We start from the raw sequence: 17,575 nt of genomic DNA on the forward strand, positions 1-17,575 counted from the left end.
TGGTAATCCATCGGATATTCCAAAATGACTGCTGCTCGAGACATGCTCCGTAGCTGGTTCTATCGCCCCTGGTTCTTGGCGATGCTCGCTGCTGTCTTAAGTGCTTCACTGCTGTTGGCCGGCAGCTACTTCGTGGCCATCCAGCAGGTCGAACAAAACGAAAGTCAGGAAATGAATGCTCAGGGCGAACGTTTCCTCGCCCGCCTGGAGCAACTTTTCGGGCAATTGCGCGAAAGCCTCGATGACCTGGAAGCGCAGCCATTGCGAACCTGCAATGACGAGATGATCGCGACCCTGCAGCAAGTCAGCTTCAATTACCGCTTTGTGTATGAAGCCGCCTATATGGACGCGGAGCGGATCTGCTCGAACCGCCCACGCCAGGAAGGTTTGTCGCTGACCCGGCCACCGGACATCAAGGGGCCCACCTACAGTTACTGGCTGAACACCACCACGGAACCCGATGAAAACCGTGCGGCGCTGATGCTCGGCCGTGGCAATTTTCGTGTGGCCACGTCTCGCGGCCACCTGACCGACATGGTCGACCTGTCACCGGGCAGCAGTTTGTTGGTGGTTCTCGATCATGGCACCCGGGCGATTCCGGTGTTGGGTGACTCACAGGTCTGGTCGCTGACCGAACCTTGGCCACTCAATAGCCGCGACGCACTGCAAGTCACGCAGTACCGTTTGATTTACCGCATGCCCACCGCCAACCCGGAATTCCAACTGGTGCTGATCAGCCCCCGCACCAGCACCCATATACCGCCGATGTGGTGGTGGTTGTTACCGGTCAGTCTGGTGCTGGCTGCCTTTGTCGGCTTCCTGGTGTTCCTGCTGGTACGCCAGCGACAGTCGCTGGATGCGGAACTGACGGGGGCCATTCGCCGCGGCGAGCTGCAAGTGTTGTATCAGCCGATTTTCGATCTCGACAGTCGCAACTGCGTCGGGGCCGAGGCCTTGCTGCGTTGGCGCAGGCCGGACGGCAGCCTGACCAGTCCCGACCTGTTCATCCCCATGGCCGAGAACACCGGCCAGATCCGGCAGATGACCGACTTCGTCCTGCAACGCCTGCTTGAGCAGCTCGGGCAAGTGCTGCGGGCCAATCCGCAGCTCTACATCTCGGTCAACCTGGCGGCGTGTGATGTCATGATCCCGCGCATCGGCCAGGTGATGGCACGCCTGCTCACCTTGCACCGGGTCGCGGCCAAGCAAATTGCCTTCGAAGTCACAGAACGCGGACTGATCGATGTCGAGGTGGCGCGGGAAAACCTGCAAGCCTTGCGGGACGTCGGGCATCAGGTGTTGATCGATGACTTCGGCACCGGCTATTGCAGCCTTGCCTACCTGCAAACCCTGCCCGTGGATTGCCTGAAAATCGACAAGGCCTTTATTGATGCACTGGGTCATGACGCGGCGAGCAGCGGCGTGGCCCCGCACATCATCCACATGGCTCAGTCACTGCACTTGAAGGTCATCGCCGAGGGCATCGAGCATGAATCCCAGGCCGCGTTGCTGAGCAGTGAGGGCGTGAAGTTCGGCCAGGGCTGGTTGTTCGCCCATGCGCTGAGTGCAGTACAACTCATCGAACTGATTACCCGGGGTCGCCGGGTGAACAAGCGACGCCTGGATGACGAGGCCTGAAAGCCGCTACACCGCCAGCGCCATATAGAACTGAGTGCCCTGCCCCGGCCGCGAATAAACCCCCATCCGCCCACCATGCAGCTGCACGATTTCCTTGCACAACGCCAGGCCGAGCCCCGCTCCGCCTTTTTTGCGACCCACCTGCACAAAGGGCTCGAAAATACGCCCTTGCTGCCCGTAGGCGATGCCTTCTCCATTATCTTCGACACTGATAATGACCCGCTCGCCGTGGCGCCGGGCCTGCAAACGGATGAGCCCACCACGGGCGGTGTGGCGAAGCGCATTGTCGATCAGGTTATCGAGCACACGGTCCAGTTGCGGCTGGTCCGCCTGCAAGTGCGGCAATGGCCCCTGCATCTCCACCAACAACTCAATGCCCTTCTGCTCGGCGCCTTCGGCAAATCGTAACTGCGCCTGCTCCAACAGATCCTCGATGGAACAGGGCGCCAGCGTCAGCTTTTGCAGGCCATTCTGGTAACGGGAAAAATTCAGCAGGTCGTTGATCAACTGCATCAGCCGCTGCATCTCTTCATTCACCGTGTCCAGCAGATCGGCCTCACGGGATTCCGGGGGGAAATGCGTGCGCTCGCGGAACAGGCCGAACGCCATGTGCATGCCGGTGACCGGGGTGCGCAACTCATGGGAGGCGCGCAACACGAACTCGCTGCGTACCCGCTCGAAAGCGCGCTGCTCGGTGACGTCATGCAACACCATCACCGCGCCGAGAATATGGCCCTGGGTGTGGCTGACCGGCGTCAGGCTATAGGTCAACAGGCGCGACTCGCCATCGACCTCGACACTCAAGTCCTCCGGCGCCCGCTCCAGCGTGCCGCCACGCAGCACCAGTTGCAGCTGCTCATCGAGCTCGGGACGCTCCAGTGCGGTGCCCAGCCCCTGGCCGAGGCGATCGGTGTCCCAACCCAACTGACGCTGCGCCACCGGGTTGAGGTGCTCCAGGCGCCCTTGGCGATCAATCATCAGCAAGCCGTCATCGATGCTGTCGAGCACGGCTTGCAACCGCTGCTGGCCCGCCAGCAACTCATCGACATTAGTGGCCTGATGTTCACGCAGCGCCTCGGCCATGATCCCGAAACGCTTGGTCAACTGGTTCAACTCCACCGCCGAGGAAATCGGCAGCGTGACGTCGAATTTGCCTTGGCCGATATTGTCCGCCGCCTGCGCCAAGGCTTCGATGGGCTCCCCGAAACGCCGGGCGATGGCATGAGCCGTCACGAAACCAATGATCAGCACCGCAAGCCCGACCAACCCCAGCAACCCGGCGATCAGCAGCGCACGCTCACGGGACGAACGCTCCGTCGCGCTGATGTTATCCAGCGCCTGCTTGTGCTCATTGAGCAAACCCGTTCGCAGCGCATTGAATTTTTCAGTGAGCTCCTGGTTGCCACTCAGCACATGCGTCGGTTCATCGGCCGCTTCATACGCCTGGATGAAGCTCAAGTAGTCAGCCTTGGCTTTTCTGAAGCCGTTCTCACTGCCTTCGACCGGCGGCTCTTGGGCAATGGCTTGATCCAGAAGCTCAAGGTAATGCTGCTTGGAAGCCTCAAGGGCCGCGGCGTCATGGTTTTCACTGAGCATGATGATCAGTTGATCGCCCAGGGTCTGGCGCAATTTGAGGCCCAGGTCCAGGGTGCTGAAGTTGTTGCGCACCAGGGCTTCCTGGCTCCCGGCCATTTGCATCACGCTGACCAGCCCGAGCAGGAGCCCGAGCAGCGCCACCGTGATCAGTGCGGAAATGCTGAGGAACAGCCGGGTCCGCAACTTCATGGCCAGTTTCATCGGCGGCGACTCATAAGTTGTACTGTTTGCGCTTGCGGTACAGCGTCGAAGCGTCGATGCCCAAGGTTTTCGCCGCTTGATCCAGCGTACCGGCAGTGGCCAGGACGGCTCCGATGTGGGCCTTTTCCAATTCATCCAGGCTCAACGCCGCGCCGATACGTGGCGCATTATTGACCGGCGTGTCGGCCATCCCCAGGTGAACGATCTCGACCAGCTCCTGCGGGCAGATAATGCTCGCTCGCTCCACCACGTTACGCAGCTCGCGAATGTTCCCCGGCCAGCGATAGCTCAACAGCGCTTCACGCGCCTCATCACTGAATCCCCGGGCCGGACGCGCGTACTCCTTGACGAACCGCGCCAGGAACCGGTCGGCCAGGGTCAAAATGTCTTCTCTGCGTTCGCGCAGCGGCGGCAAGTGCAAGGTGATGACGTTCAGACGATAGAGCAGGTCTTCCCGGAAACGGCCATCGCGGACCATGTCTTCGAGGTTCTGGTTGGTGGCCGCGAGAATGCGGACATCGGCGCGGCGGGTGACCGGATCGCCGACACGCTCGTATTCCTTGTCCTGGATGAATCGCAGCAACTTGGGTTGCAAAATCAAGGGAAAATCGCCGATCTCATCGAGAAACAGCGTGCCGCCGTCTGCCTGATTGACACGCCCCAAGGTGCTTTCGCTGGCCCCGGTGAACGCGCCACGGCTGTGACCGAACAGCTCGCTTTCCATGAGTTCGGCAGTCAGCGACGGACAATTGATGGTGATGCAGGATTTTTTCGCCCGTTTGCTCCAGCCGTGAATCGCCTGGGACAGCTCGCCTTTACCGGTGCCGGATTCGCCGAGAATCAAAATATTGGCATCGGTCACCGCCACCTGGCGGGCGGTTTCGAGCACCACCTTCATCGCCGGACTGTGGGAATCCAGGCCGTCCTTGGTTTTGCGCACCTCGCCTTCCAGGGCTTCCAGACGCGCCGACAATTGCCGTACTTCCAACTGTTTGGCGGTTGCCAGGCGCAATTGATCGGGGCTGCAGGGTTTGACCAGATAATCGGCAGCACCGGCCTGAATAGCATCCACGGCAGTGTCAACGGCCGAATGCGCGGTGACGATCACCACGCGCATCCAGGGCGCCTGAATCCGCATCTGCGCCAGCACATCCAGACCGTTGTCTTCACCCAGACGCAAATCGAGGAAGCACAGATCGAAGACCTGACGTTGCAACAACGCGTCGGCCTGCGCAGCACTGTTGGCGGTCGCCACGCTATAGCCCTCGTCTTCCAGGCAATAGCGAAAGGTACGCAGGATGGCAGACTCATCATCCACCAGAAGAATACGACCTTGGTGCTCAGTGGCGGATTCCATTTTCCTACGCTCCTTAATGAATGATCTTGGTTAGTCCCGGAAAAATCGGGCAAGTTGCATGGTTTATTCTGATGCATTCCTTCCATGGCAGGTTAGCTCTCTGCTGACACGATGCCTTGTGTCCATTTCTGACACCGGCGCCCTACTCTCAATTCAAAAATAATGCGACATCGCTCAAATCGATCGTGCATTACGCACGACGGCGCAAAGGGCCATCGTGCAGGATGCGTCCGCAGCCCTTTGCGCGAATTACTTAACAGATTGATTTATAAAGAGTTTTACATATAAAAAAAGCTGGCATGCAGGCTGCAACAACCTGAGTAACGCAGGGCAACAACAAACGCCCTCAACGAAATGACCCCAGCGTGGGAGGAGCCTCAGGATGAATTGCCAACGTGCCGCCCAATTGCGTTTCTCGCCACTGCATCTTCAGCAAGGTCTGTTCGCCGTGCTCGCGCTGCTGATCACGCTGATCGCCGGCCAGCAGTTCCTGCGCTGGGAGCAGAACCAACAGCAGGAAGCGTCGCGCGTTTCCTTTCAACATCCGACACAGACTCACTTCAGCGCCGCCAGCAGCGGCATGAGCGACAACACCTCCATACGAATGATGGATGTCGATCAGGCTCGGCCAGACGATGAGAGGCCTCGTCAGGAGCGCTGGGTGTTCTAGTTTCACACCTTTGGCGCGATCGCCGCGCCGTAACGAGCAACACCTCTAAATAGAAGCGTAAGGAGAATCACCATGTTGAGCTGGGCAATCACATTCTTGATCATTGCCATTGTCGCTGCCGTACTGGGCTTCGGTGGTATCGCGGGCACCGCCACGGGTATCGCCAAGATTCTCTTTGTCGTGTTCCTGGTGATGTTCATTGCTTCCTTCTTCTTTGGCCGTCGCGGTCGAGGCTAAGCATGAACGTTGGGTTAAAGACACTGGCAGCCGCCCTGCTACCGGGCGGCAGCGCCATGGCCATGGTCTGCCAATGACGGGCAGACGCGGGTCAACCAGCAATGGAATGCCGACTGAAAAAAGATCACGTTGGTATTGAGGCATCGATACCGAATTTGAAATATGAAAGGGGCTAAATGCCTCTTCCACTGCGCCCACCTGAGGAAGGTCGGCGCATGACCAAGGGGTCGGGACGTTCTGCCTGTTTCAGGGGCGGAGTGACCTACGGGTACATGGAGTGCCTGCGCAAGGGCCGGGTCAGGTAAAAGCTGCGACGCAAGTTCGCCGGTCAAGCATGGCTCGACGGACTTGCGGAGAGCTTGCACGCCCAAAGCGTCGAGCCAGAGCGACGCATTTGTTTAGCCCCCTCCCGCCGAAAATCCCCCTCTTCTCCCCTCAAGTACTTTTACCGGTTGCTCGCGACTGACCGTATATCGAGAAAAATGGCCATTTTTCGCTTGTCGGTTTTCCCTGAACCTCGCGGGATTTTCCCGAAATTTGTCGTCTATTCTATTGCTCAATAAATAATCAATCTGCGCTGTGATGGCCGGTTCACGGCACTTATGCCTGCCGAAATGTCACATTCGAACCGATTGGGACGCGGGTTTCAGTAAAAAAACCTCATGCCGATTCGGCATAGGGTAGGCGTTTACGGCATTAGACGTCGCTTCCTTGCATCGGAATAGTTGCGCCTTTTTTCGCCTGCCAGAGAGCCATTAACAAGCGCTCCGGGGCTCCTTATACGGGGGCGGATGCACAGACTTTTTCGCCACAAGCGACCCGGTTCATGCATCCGCTCGAGTCAAACTGAAGTAAGGGTAAAGATATGAAGAAGGCAAAGCTTAGCCTCGCCTGGCAGATCCTCATCGGTCTGGTATTGGGGATAGCAATCGGTGCACTGCTCAACCATTTCAGTGCCGAGAAAGCCTGGTGGATCAGCAACGTCCTGCAACCGGCAGGCGATATCTTTATCCGACTGATCAAGATGATTGTGATCCCGATCGTGATCTCCTCGTTGATCGTCGGCATCGCAGGCGTCGGCGACGCGAAGAAACTCGGGCGCATCGGCCTGAAGACCATCGTCTACTTCGAAATCGTCACCACCATCGCCATTGTGGTCGGCCTGCTGTTGGCCAACCTGTTCCATCCGGGCTCGGGCATCGACATGAGCACCCTGGGGACCGTGGACATCTCCAAGTACCAGGCGACCGCAGCCGAGGTTCAGCATGAACACGCGTTCATCGAAACCATCCTCAACCTGATTCCGTCGAACATCTTCGCGGCCATGGCCCGCGGTGAAATGCTGCCGATCATCTTCTTCTCCGTGCTGTTCGGTCTTGGTCTGTCGAGCCTGCAAGCGGACCTGCGCGAACCGCTGGTGAAGATGTTCCAGGGCGTATCGGAAAGCATGTTCAAGGTCACTCACATGATCATGAACTACGCCCCGATCGGCGTTTTCGCACTGATCGCGGTGACCGTGGCCAACTTCGGTTTCGCCTCGCTGCTGCCACTGGCGAAACTGGTGATCCTGGTTTACGTCGCCATCGCCTTCTTCGCCTTCGTGGTGCTGGGCCTGATCGCTCGCCTGTTCGGCTTCTCCGTGATCAAGCTGATGCGCATCTTCAAGGACGAGCTGGTACTGGCCTACTCCACCGCCTCCTCCGAAACCGTGCTGCCACGCGTCATCGAGAAGATGGAAGCCTACGGCGCACCGAAGGCCATTTGCAGCTTCGTGGTGCCAACCGGTTACTCCTTCAACCTTGACGGTTCGACCCTGTACCAGAGCATCGCGGCAATCTTCATTGCCCAGCTGTACGGCATCGACCTGTCGATCAGCCAGCAACTGCTGCTGGTCCTGACCCTGATGGTGACCTCCAAAGGCATCGCCGGTGTACCGGGCGTGTCCTTCGTGGTGCTGCTGGCCACCCTGGGCAGTGTGGGTATTCCACTGGAAGGCCTGGCGTTCATCGCCGGTGTCGACCGCGTCATGGACATGGCCCGTACGGCCCTGAACGTGATTGGCAATGCCTTGGCCGTGCTGGTCATCGCGCGTTGGGAAGGCATGTACGACGACGCCAAGGGCCAGCGCTACTGGAACTCCCTGCCGCACTGGCGCAGCAAAGAAAAGCTGCCGGCTGGCGAGATTTCCCGTCACTGACGCATGCCCCCTGTAAGAGCAGTCGGTCGACGCTCGATTGCTCGCGATGGCAACAGGAGCACCGCGCTCATCCAGAATGCCCGCGTCATCGTTGACGTTCATCGCGAGCAGGCTCGCTCCTACAGGGGTCCGCGCATGCCGTATTAAACAAACCCCGGAGAATTCCGGGGTTTGTCGTTTCTGGCCACCCCGCTATCATTCGCGCATCTTTTGGGGGATTTAACTGATGCTAAACGGCCTTTGGCTTGGCTTCTTCATCGTGGCAGCCGTGTCGGCGCTGGCGCAGTGGTTGATCGGCGGTAACGCCGGGATTTTCGCAGCGATGGTGGAAAGCATATTCGCCATGGCCAAGTTATCGGTCGAAGTCATGGTCTTGCTGTTCGGCACGCTGACCCTCTGGCTGGGCTTCCTGCGAATCGCCGAAAAAGCCGGGATCGTCGAATGGCTGGCCAGGGCCCTTGGCCCGCTGTTTCTGCGCTTGATGCCGGAAGTCCCGCCCGGCCACCCCGCCATAGGCCTTATCACCCTCAACTTCGCCGCCAACGGCCTGGGCCTGGACAATGCCGCCACCCCAATCGGCCTCAAGGCCATGAAAGCCCTGCAGGAGCTCAACCCCAGCGCAACGGTCGCCAGTAATGCGCAGATCCTGTTCCTGGTGCTCAACGCCTCTTCCCTGACCCTGCTGCCGGTGACGATCTTCATGTACCGCGCCCAGCAAGGCGCGCCCGACCCGACGCTGGTGTTCCTGCCGATTCTGTTGGCCACCAGTTGCTCGACCATCGTCGGCTTTCTATCCGTGGCGTTCATGCAGCGCCTGCGCGTCTGGGACCCGGTGGTGCTGGCCTATCTGATCCCCGGCGCCCTCGCCCTCGGTGGCTTCATGGCGCTGCTGGCGACGCTATCGGCCACTGCGCTGGCCGGTCTGTCGTCGATCCTCGGCAACCTGACGCTATTCGGGCTGATCATGGTGTTTCTGGTGATCGGCGCATTGCGCAAAGTGAAGGTTTACGAGGCATTCGTCGAAGGCGCCAAAGAAGGCTTCGACGTGGCGAAAAACCTGCTGCCGTATCTGGTGGCGATGCTGTGTGCCGTGGGGGTTTTGCGCGCATCCGGGGCCCTGGATTTCGGTCTCGACGGGATTCGTCATCTGGTGCAATGGGCGGGCCTCGACACCCGTTTTGTCGATGCGCTGCCGACCGCGATGGTCAAGCCGTTCTCTGGCAGCGCCGCCCGGGCGATGCTGATCGAAACCATGAAGACCTCCGGCGTGGACAGCTTCCCGGCGCTGGTCGCGGCGACGGTTCAGGGCAGTACTGAAACGACGTTCTATGTGCTGGCGGTGTACTTCGGCTCGGTCGGCATCCAGCGCGCGCGGCATGCGGTGGGGTGTGCATTGCTGGCGGAGCTGGCGGGGGTCCTGGGCGCCATTGGCGTTTGCTACTGGTTCTTCGGTTAACAGAGCCCCCCGTAGGAGCGAGCCTGCTCGCGATGATCGTGAACGATGACACGGGGCACCTGACACCCCTCGGTGCTCTCAGGTTCATCGCGAGCAGGCTCGCTCCTACAGGGGGTCTGTGTAGACGTCAAAGTCGCGCTGGCGGCGCGAGTTTCTGCCCTTGCTCGACCGCCCAACCCACCACTTGCGCCGTCAACAAATCATTGGCCTGACCGAACCCGGCCACTACCGCCGGTACCTTCACATCGCTCAGCGGCTGGCGCACTTCAAAGCGCTTACTGGCGAGGATTCGCTGGTCGGCGCCACGCACCAGCAAGGCATCCAGGCGCACCACCACGCTGGCGCTGGTGCCCTGATACTCGGTCTGGAATGCCTGCAGACTGCCGCCCAGCTCCAGGTCTGCCTGGAAATTGCTGTCGTCGGTGCTCAGCAGCGTCACGCGGCCATCACGCTGAAACCCGTCGAGCAGACGATTACGCAACAGCACCGGTGCCGGATCGCTCCAGCGCGAAGCCTTGTAGCTGATGATCACATTGCCCTGGGGGATCACCGCAATGTTCGGGCTGTTCAACGCTTCGCTGGCCTGGGGTTTGTTCAGGCGCAACGACCAGCGCTGCGGCGCCCCATGGCTGGTTGCCGTGCTGGATTGGGCCGAAGGCAATCGATAGACATCAAACGGCTCGGACTTGGGCAGGATCGAGCACGAACTGATCAGCGTGAAGCTGGCGAGGAGGGCAAGACGGGTCAGCTTCATGGGGTAAATTCCTTGTTCTTGTCACTGCCCAGCAGGTAGCCACTGGGGTTGGCCTCCAGACGCTGGGAGATGGCACGCAGCGAGCTCAGGGTTTCACGCAACTCCCGCACAGCCGGGGCCAGGCCATTGAGGCCCTGCATGCCGCTGTTGAGCGAGTCCTGATTGGTGGCCAGCAGTTTGTTGATGGTCGCGCTGCTCTGTTCCAGCGACTTCATCGCCTGCTCGGCGCTGCCGAACATCTGCTTGCCCTGATCATTGAGCAAGCCATTGGCGTTGCGCATCAGCGCCGACGTCTGCTCCATCATGGTGCTGGCCTGCTTGCCGACCGATGCCAGTTGCTTGATCGCCTGACCCAGGTCGCCACGCTGATCGGCGATGGTGCCGGTGGTTTGTTCCAGATGCTCCAGGGTCTTGCTGATGCGCTCGATGTTTTCTTCGGAAAACATCTGATTGGCGTTGTGCATCAGCATGTTCACCCCGGACATCAGGTCATTGCTGTCGTTCAGCAAACGGGCGATGGGCGAGGGTGCCGCGATGATGGTCGGCAATTTACCGTCCTTGCCCTTTAACGCCGGGCTTTGCGGCGTGCCGCCACTGAGCTGGATGATCGATGTTCCGGTAACGCCGGTCAGCGCCAGTTTGGCCTGGGTATCCTCCTTGATCGGGGTATCGCCACCCAGGCGAATCCGCGCCAGCACCCGGCGCGGGTCTTTCGGGTCCAGTCGCAGCGACACCACGTCGCCGACCTTGATCCCGCTGTACTGCACGGAACTGCCCTTGGACAGGCCGCTGACCGCCTCGTTGAACACCACTTCGTAATCCTTGAACTCGGTGTCGACGCTGGACTTGGCCAGCCACAGGCCGAAGAGCAGGGCGCCCGTCACCACAATCACGGTGAACAGGCCGATCAATACATGATGGGCTCGGGTTTCCATGTCAGACCTCGTTGAACTGTTTAGCGGCACTCAACGCCGCGCGGCCGCGAGGGCCATGGAAGTATTCGTGAATCCACGCGTCGTCGGTTTCCGAAACCTTGTCGATGGCGTCCGCCACCAGCACCTTCTTCTGCGCCAGCACCGCGACCCGGTCCGTGATGGTGTAGAGCGTGTCGAGGTCGTGAGTCACCAGGAACACGCTCAGGCCCAAGGCATCGCGCAGGGTCAGGATCAGTTGATCGAAGGCCGCGGCACCGATCGGATCGAGGCCGGCGGTGGGTTCGTCGAGAAACAGGATGTCCGGGTCCAGCGCCAAGGCCCGCGCCAGCGCCGCACGTTTGATCATGCCGCCGGACAGGGAGGCGGGGTATTTGTCCGCCGCCGACAGCGGCAACCCGGCCAACGCCAGTTTCACCGCCGCCAGGTGCTCGGCATCATTGCGGCTCAGGCCGGCGTGTTCGATCAGGGGCAGGGCGACGTTCTCGGTCACGGTCAGCGAAGAGAACAACGCGCCTTTCTGGAACAACACGCCGAAACGCCGTTCGACCATCGAGCGCTCGTGCTCGGGCAGGGTCGGCAGGTTCTTGCCAAAGACTTTCACCACGCCCTCGCTGGGCTGGCGCAAACCGACAATGCTGCGCAGCAGCACCGACTTGCCGCTGCCGGAACCGCCGACGACGGCAAGGATCTCGCCCTTGTACAAATCCAGATCGAGGTTCTCGTGCACACTCTGGCGACCAAAACGATTGCACAGCCCGCGGACTTCGATCACCGCCTCGGCAGGCGCTCGGGGTAAACGGCTCACCAGCTCATCTCCATGAAAAACAGCGCGGCCACGGCGTCGAGCACGATCACCACGAAGATCGATTGCACCACGCTCGATGTCGTGTGCGCGCCGACAGACTCGGCGCTGCCGCTGACCTTGAAGCCCTCCAGGCAACCAATGGCGGCGATCAGGAACGCGAAGATCGGCGCTTTGACGATCCCCACCAAAAAGTGCTGAACACCGATGTCCGATTGCAACAGCGATAAAAACATCGCCGGCGAAATATCCAGCGTCACCGCGCAGACCACACCACCGCCGACAATCCCCGACAGCATCGCCAGAAAGGTCAGCATCGGCAGCGAGACCAGCAGCGCCAGGACCCTCGGCACCACCAGCAACTCCATTGGATCGAGGCCCAGCGTGCGAATCGCGTCGATTTCTTCGTTGGCCTTCATCGAGCCAATCTGCGCGGTGAACGCACTGGCGGTGCGCCCGGCCATCAGAATCGCGGTGAGCAACACGGCGAATTCGCGCAGGAAAGAAAACGCCACCAGGTCCACGGTGAACACCGTGGCGCCGAATTTGGCCAGCACTGTCGCCCCGAGAAATGCCACCACGGCGCCCACCAGAAAAGTCAGCAGGGCAACGATGGGCGCCGCGTCGAGGCCGGTCTGCTCGATGTGCGCCACCATCGGCGTGATGCGCCAGCGCTTGGGGCGAAACAGGTTGCGGGCGATGGTTTCCAGAATCAGGCCGACGAAACCGAGCAACTGCAGGGTGTCTTGCCAGACCGCATCCACGGCACGGCCGATGCGGGTCAGGAGTTGAACGCCAACGCTGATTTCCGGTTCCTTGATCGGCACACAGAAATCCGTCAGCGAGTGGTAGACCGTTTGCAACAACGCGCGGTCGGCAGAAGAAATGGTGCAATCGGGGTGTTCGGCTGAGCGGCCCAGGCGCTCGGAGCCCAACAGTTCAACCAACAGCGAAGCACCTGCCGTATCGAGGGCACCGAGGCCGTTGAGGTCGATGCGGGTGCTGTCGTCGTATCGACCGTCGAGCTTTTCGCTCAGCAGTTTGAGGTCGGCGTAATGGGCGAGCGTCCAGTCCCCTGTGACCCGTATCTGGGGCGGGGTGCGCGAGGTATCCAGTTGGGCATTGCCCGCCGCAGTGTTGCTGGTCATAAGCTCCGTGCTTTTTCGGCTGTTACGCTGACCTACGTAATAGCACGAACCGAATTACTTTTCTTTGATCGCTGTGCTGTCGGTGACCTTGAAGCGCAGCACGCCGATCAATTGGCCGTCCTCGGTCAACACCCGAACCTGCCAGTTGCCTGCGGGGTTGCCGGGGAAGTTCTGCTTGTGGGTCCAGGCGCGGTAGCCTTCCTTGCGACCGCCATGAATATCCAGAGGGATGCGGTCGACTTCTTTACCGTTGAACTGCCAGACGTGATAAATGCGCTCATCCAGGCCACGGGGGGCGTTGATCGCGGTGTAGGCGTACAGACCGCCGCCTCGAATCTGCTCGGCGCTGACCTCTTCCAGGCTGTCACCGGGTGTGCGGTCCTGCAATTGCATGCTGATGGCCACGTCGGTCATCCACAGGGTCGCTGGCGGCACCCACGACCGCAGCACCCAGCCGACGCCGCCGATCCCCACGGTAATGCTCAGAATCGCCAAGGCGTTACGCAGGGTCCGAATCGGGAAAATCGAAGCGAGGCTCGGGAATGACAGTACGACGGCGGTGCCCAGCGCCAGTTTGAAACTCTGGGACGTGGTCAGGTGCATGATCACGGGGAGGGCGGTGAGCAGGGTGGCGAACAGCGTCAGGGTATGCAGCGCCAGGAACGCCCATCGCCGTGGCGCCAGCCATTTGTAATAGAGCGGATCGGTGATGGAAATCAGCGCCGCAATCCCCAACAGCCCGGTGAACAATAATTGGCCGCTGTTCCAGGTGGTGGTGATGAAAAAGAACGGCAGGACGAAAAACAGGCTTTCCTGGTGGATCATCTGCGTCGCATAACGCAGCAGGGGCTGGGGAATTTCCCGCTTGAAGACCTTGGTGAACAGTTTGGTCAGGCTGTTTTCCAGCATCAGCCAGACCCAGCTCACCAGCATGATCGTGGTAATCCAGCTCGCCAGACCTTGTTGACGGTCCACCAGGATGAAGCTGCAAACGCCGGAGATAAAACCGCCGAGCGCAATGACCCCGGGGTAGCGCTTCATCAGTTCGAGGATGCGCTGGATATAAAGGGTCAGGGTCGGCATTCGGCGGTTCACAGTAGTCGTAGGAAAAATCCCCGACAGGTTACTGCCGGCAGGGCAGTGTGGCGAGAGGCCACTGACTTCCATAGGCGCCGGCTGCCAACGGGGGATCAGTTATCGGTTGCGATGAAAGCGCCAAGCCGCCAGGCTCAATAACAGCAGGCCCAACACCCCGCCGATCACCCACAGCACCTGGTCATAACTCAACAACGGCTTCTCGATCCGCAGATACCCGGGTTGCATGAGCAACTCGCGCATCGCCTTGTTGGCTTCCTCCAGCGTCACGCCTTGCAGCTCGCGGGCCGGGTCGACGAAACGTCCGTCCTCATAGTCCCCAAGGGCGCCCCAATAGTAATCGGCCAACGCGCTGTTGCCTTGCACGGCCCAGGCCTGGCGGGCGATGGCGGCCTGTTTGAGGCGGTTGAAGGTCTCGGCATTGAGACCGTCCTTGAGCAAACCGGCTTTCAGTTCATCCAGCACCTGTTGCGCCTCGGCCACATCGCCGCGCTCCAGATCGGCATTCAGGCTCATGAAACCCACGCCACCGAAGACCTCGCGCTCGGCCCATGGGCCATAGGACAGGCCGTGTGCCAGGCGCAGGTCACGATAAAGCGCCCAATCGAGATAGTCCTTGAGCAGGTCGAAGGTTTCATCGTGCTCATCCTCCAGCACCGGCTCCGGCACCAGCCAGTGCAGTTTGGCGCCGCCACCGACAAAACCATGGATCAGGTTTCGCTCATGGGCAGCGCTGGCCTGGATCTGTGGCAGAGGCGGGTGGTCGGTGGGATTGATCGCTTCGAGCGCGCCGTAAGCCCGCTCCAGATAGGCTGGCAGCAAACGGTCCAGATCGCCGACGACGATCAGCGTCATGTTGTTCGGCGCGTACCAGTCCTTGCGCACCTTCTCCAGTTGTTCATGGGTCAGGTAGTCAACTTCTGCCCGCTCCTGGCATTTGAGGCCCAGCTCCACTGCCAGTTGGTTGCTGGCGGTGTGGCCCAGGTCCTGGCGATCCAGCCAGCGCTGCAGGTGAGAGTAATGGCCACCGTCTTCGCGCTCGACCACCTGCTTGGCGGCGTTGATGGCGTTGTCGTCGAAACGGGTCTGGGTCAGCAGCGCCAGCAGCAGGTCGAGTACCTGGCGCTGGTTTTTCGCCGGGGCCTCGATCACGAACGTGGTGTCGGCATTGCTGGTGTAGGCGTTCCATTCACCACCCAACGCCTGCATGCGCTCTTCGAGGCCACCTTCACCGCTGGCGTCGATGCCGCTGAACAACAAGTGTTCAAGCAGGTGTGGCAGTTCCTTATCGGCGCAGCTGAAGTCATCCAGGCCGACGCCCACCACCAGCCGAATCGCCACATGACCGCGTTCCACACCGGGTTTGAGCAGCAATTGCAGACCGTTGCGCAGGGAATAACCCTCGACCTGGAAGCGATCCAGGGCAAACGAAGGGAGTGAGCCAAGCAACAGACAGGCGAACAACAGACAACGCATAACAAGCTTCCCGGCAACCAATCGGAGATCCGTTTCGTCCTTCAGTCCGTCATCGCGGGCAAGCCCGCTCCCACAGGAACATCGCGGAACTGTGGGAGCGGGCTTGCCCGCGATGACGGCCTTGGAACTGAATCAATGCTACTGACTGACCACACTGCCAGACGTTCAAGGCGAATGTGTTATGTCGGTCAAATCGTCGACAGCCAGCGCACCGGTTTCGGACGTTTCCAACACCACATAGGCACTGCTGCAGAACAGTGAGTTCAGACGCTTCATATCGGCGATCAGCTCCAGGTGCAGCGAACTGGTCTCCATACTCTGCACAATCTTACGTTGCAAACGGCTGACATGCGCATGGGCCATGCGGCGTTCCTGAGCGCGAAAGCGACGTTTCTCGCGCAATAACTGGCGGGCACTTTCTTTGTCGGCACTGAGGAACACTGACAATCCCAGGCGCAGGTTGGAGATCAACTGGCTGTGCAACCCTGCCAACTCTTCCACGCCCACTTCGGAAAACGACCGACGCTGGGACGTTTTCTGCTGTTGCACCTTGCGCAGCATGCGTTCGATCAAGTCGCTGGCGAGCTTGAGGTTGATCGCCAGCTCGATAATTTCCGCCCAGCGCCGACTGTCCTGATCGCTGAGGTCTTCCCGGGGCATTTGCGCCAGATACAGTTTGATCGCGCTGTAGAGCGCCTCGACGTCATCGGTCAGACGTCGCACTTCCTGGGTCACGGCCGTTTGCTTGCCGTGCAGCACATCGAGCATGGCTTCCAGCATGTTGTCGATCAGATCCCCCATGCGCAGGGTTTCCCGGGCGGCGTTGGCCAGCGCCAGGCTTGGCGTGACCAACGCCGTCGGATCCAGGTGCCGGGGCTTGGCCATGCCGTTGGTTTGCGGGCGCTCCGGCAGTACCCACGCACAGAACCGGGCCATCGGCCCGACGCTGGGCAACAGGATCAGACAGCGCGCAGTGTTGTAGAGCAGGTGGAAACCAATGACCATTTCCTGCGGGCTGAAGTCCAGGCTATCGATCCAGTGCGCCAGCGGGTCGAGCACAGGAATGATCAGCAACAGGCCGATCAGCTTGTACAACAGGCTGCCCAGCGCCACCTGGCGACCGGCGGCGTTCTGCATGCTGGTGCTGAGGAACGCGAGAACGCCGCTGCCAATGTTGGCGCCGATCACCAGGCCGATGGCCACCGGCAGGCTGATCACGCTGGCGCCGGCCAGGGTTGCGGTCAACAGGACCGCCGCCAGGCTCGAGTAGGAAATCATCGCGAACAGCGCGCCGACCAGGGCATCGAGCAGGATATCGCCGGTCAGCGAGGCGAAGATCACCTTCACCCCTTGGGCGTGAGTGATGGGTGCAGCGGCTTCGACGATCAATTGCAGCGCCAGAATGATCAAACCCAGGCCAATGGCCACACGGCCCATCTGACCCAACCGGGTCTGTTTGCGCGACAGGAAAAAAATCACCCCGAGAAAGATCAGCAGCGGCGACAGCCATGACAGATCGAAGGTCAGCACCCGCGCCATCAGCGCCGTGCCGACATCGGCGCCCAGCATGGTCGCCAGCGCCGGGGTCAGCGCCATCAGGCCCTGACCGACAAACGAGGTGACGAGCATGGCGGTGGCGTTGCTGCTCTGGACCATGGCCGTCACCACGATCCCCGCGATGAACGCCAGCCCGCGCCTGGACATGTTCTGGCCAATCACGTGGCGCAGGTTGGAACCGTAGACCCGCAGGATGCCGGTTCGGACGATGTGCGTGCCCCAGATCAACAGGGCCACGGCAGATAATAAATTGAGCAGGGTGAGCATACAGGCCCCCTGTGGTGGTAGCGCCCCAAAGGAGCAAGTTGACGGTGCCGCGCTTTTTTCTACGTTCTGTAGTTAAGCTGTAGTTGGCTAACGGTCCGGGCGCCAGCATCGCACAGCTAAAGTAGCGATTGAAACAAAACTGTCATGAGACCCTGGCCCTCCGGCCACCCAAAACAAATGTGGGAGCGA

General features: G+C 60.4%; 14 protein-coding genes and 1 pseudogene. 6 read left to right on the plus strand and 9 right to left on the minus strand.

Going from position 1 to position 17,575, the window contains the following annotated elements; translation table 11 throughout:
- The first annotated feature begins 24 nt into the window (after nt 1-24).
- Nucleotides 25-1,638: an EAL domain-containing protein gene (locus ACX3YF_RS07060; protein ID WP_130208004.1), complete on the plus strand. Its 1,614-nt coding sequence runs from the start codon at nt 25-27 to the stop codon at nt 1,636-1,638.
- 6 nt (nt 1,639-1,644) lie between these two features.
- Here ACX3YF_RS07060 and ACX3YF_RS07065 read toward each other — a convergent pair whose 3' ends face one another.
- Both ACX3YF_RS07065 and algB read right to left on the minus strand, forming a co-directional pair.
- Nucleotides 1,645-3,435 (minus strand): KinB sensor domain-containing domain, encoded by a 1,791-nt coding sequence (locus ACX3YF_RS07065; protein WP_454837610.1) that lies wholly within the window; start codon nt 3,433-3,435, stop codon nt 1,645-1,647.
- 10 nt (nt 3,436-3,445) lie between these two features.
- Nucleotides 3,446-4,792, minus strand: coding sequence for a sigma-54-dependent response regulator transcription factor AlgB (gene algB / locus ACX3YF_RS07070; protein ID WP_198132153.1), 1,347 nt, complete (start codon nt 4,790-4,792; stop codon nt 3,446-3,448).
- 382 nt (nt 4,793-5,174) lie between these two features.
- Between algB and ACX3YF_RS07075 the strand changes: the two genes are divergently transcribed.
- The 5 genes and pseudogenes from ACX3YF_RS07075 to ACX3YF_RS07095 form a co-directional block, all read left to right on the plus strand.
- Entirely contained in the window at nt 5,175-5,462 is a 288-nt protein-coding gene (locus tag ACX3YF_RS07075; protein ID WP_130208010.1) for a hypothetical protein, read from the plus strand.
- A 72-nt stretch (nt 5,463-5,534) separates the two neighbouring features.
- Complete coding sequence (locus tag ACX3YF_RS07080; protein WP_003170804.1) at nt 5,535-5,699, plus strand: DUF1328 domain-containing protein; 165 nt, start codon at nt 5,535-5,537, stop codon at nt 5,697-5,699.
- A gap of 865 nt (nt 5,700-6,564) precedes the next feature.
- Nucleotides 6,565-7,896, plus strand: coding sequence for a glutamate/aspartate:proton symporter GltP (gene gltP, locus ACX3YF_RS07085; RefSeq protein WP_130208012.1), 1,332 nt, complete (start codon nt 6,565-6,567; stop codon nt 7,894-7,896).
- A 226-nt stretch (nt 7,897-8,122) separates the two neighbouring features.
- Nucleotides 8,123-9,352, plus strand: a complete 1,230-nt coding sequence (locus ACX3YF_RS07090; protein WP_130208014.1) for a nucleoside recognition domain-containing protein — start codon at nt 8,123-8,125, stop codon at nt 9,350-9,352.
- A gap of 32 nt (nt 9,353-9,384) precedes the next feature.
- Nucleotides 9,385-9,462: pseudogene (locus ACX3YF_RS07095) on the plus strand (outer membrane lipoprotein carrier protein LolA); the annotation flags it as partial.
- Between the two features lie 17 nt (nt 9,463-9,479).
- Here the strand turns inward: ACX3YF_RS07095 and ACX3YF_RS07100 are convergent.
- From ACX3YF_RS07100 to ACX3YF_RS07130, 7 genes are all read right to left on the minus strand, one after another.
- Complete coding sequence (locus ACX3YF_RS07100) at nt 9,480-10,106, minus strand: ABC-type transport auxiliary lipoprotein family protein (RefSeq protein ID WP_130208018.1); 627 nt, start codon at nt 10,104-10,106, stop codon at nt 9,480-9,482.
- Nucleotides 10,103-11,041 carry an MlaD family protein gene (locus tag ACX3YF_RS07105; protein ID WP_130208020.1) on the minus strand — a complete coding sequence of 313 codons (939 nt, stop codon included), beginning with the start codon at nt 11,039-11,041 and terminating at the stop codon, nt 10,103-10,105. Before ACX3YF_RS07105 ends, ACX3YF_RS07100 begins: the two co-directional genes overlap by 4 nt.
- 1 nt (nt 11,042) lies before the next feature.
- A complete protein-coding gene (locus ACX3YF_RS07110; protein WP_130208022.1) occupies nt 11,043-11,846 on the minus strand; it encodes an ABC transporter ATP-binding protein in 804 nt (267 codons plus the stop codon).
- Nucleotides 11,843-12,991, minus strand: coding sequence for an ABC transporter permease (locus ACX3YF_RS07115; protein WP_448645498.1), 1,149 nt, complete (start codon nt 12,989-12,991; stop codon nt 11,843-11,845). The genes ACX3YF_RS07110 and ACX3YF_RS07115 overlap by 4 nt, the downstream gene beginning before the upstream one ends.
- A 54-nt stretch (nt 12,992-13,045) precedes the next feature.
- The gene (locus tag ACX3YF_RS07120) at nt 13,046-14,074 is read right to left on the minus strand and encodes a DUF5924 family protein (RefSeq protein ID WP_198132121.1); all 1,029 of its coding nucleotides are present in this window, start codon (nt 14,072-14,074) and stop codon (nt 13,046-13,048) included.
- Nucleotides 14,075-14,185: 111 nt separating this feature from the next.
- A complete protein-coding gene (locus ACX3YF_RS07125) occupies nt 14,186-15,562 on the minus strand; it encodes a M16 family metallopeptidase (RefSeq protein WP_130208026.1) in 1,377 nt (458 codons plus the stop codon).
- 165 nt (nt 15,563-15,727) lie between these two features.
- Nucleotides 15,728-17,386: a Na/Pi cotransporter family protein gene (locus ACX3YF_RS07130; protein WP_458973588.1), complete on the minus strand. Its 1,659-nt coding sequence runs from the start codon at nt 17,384-17,386 to the stop codon at nt 15,728-15,730.
- Nucleotides 17,387-17,575 lie beyond the last annotated feature (189 nt).

The organism is Pseudomonas fluorescens group sp. PF-69 (assembly GCF_054481235.1).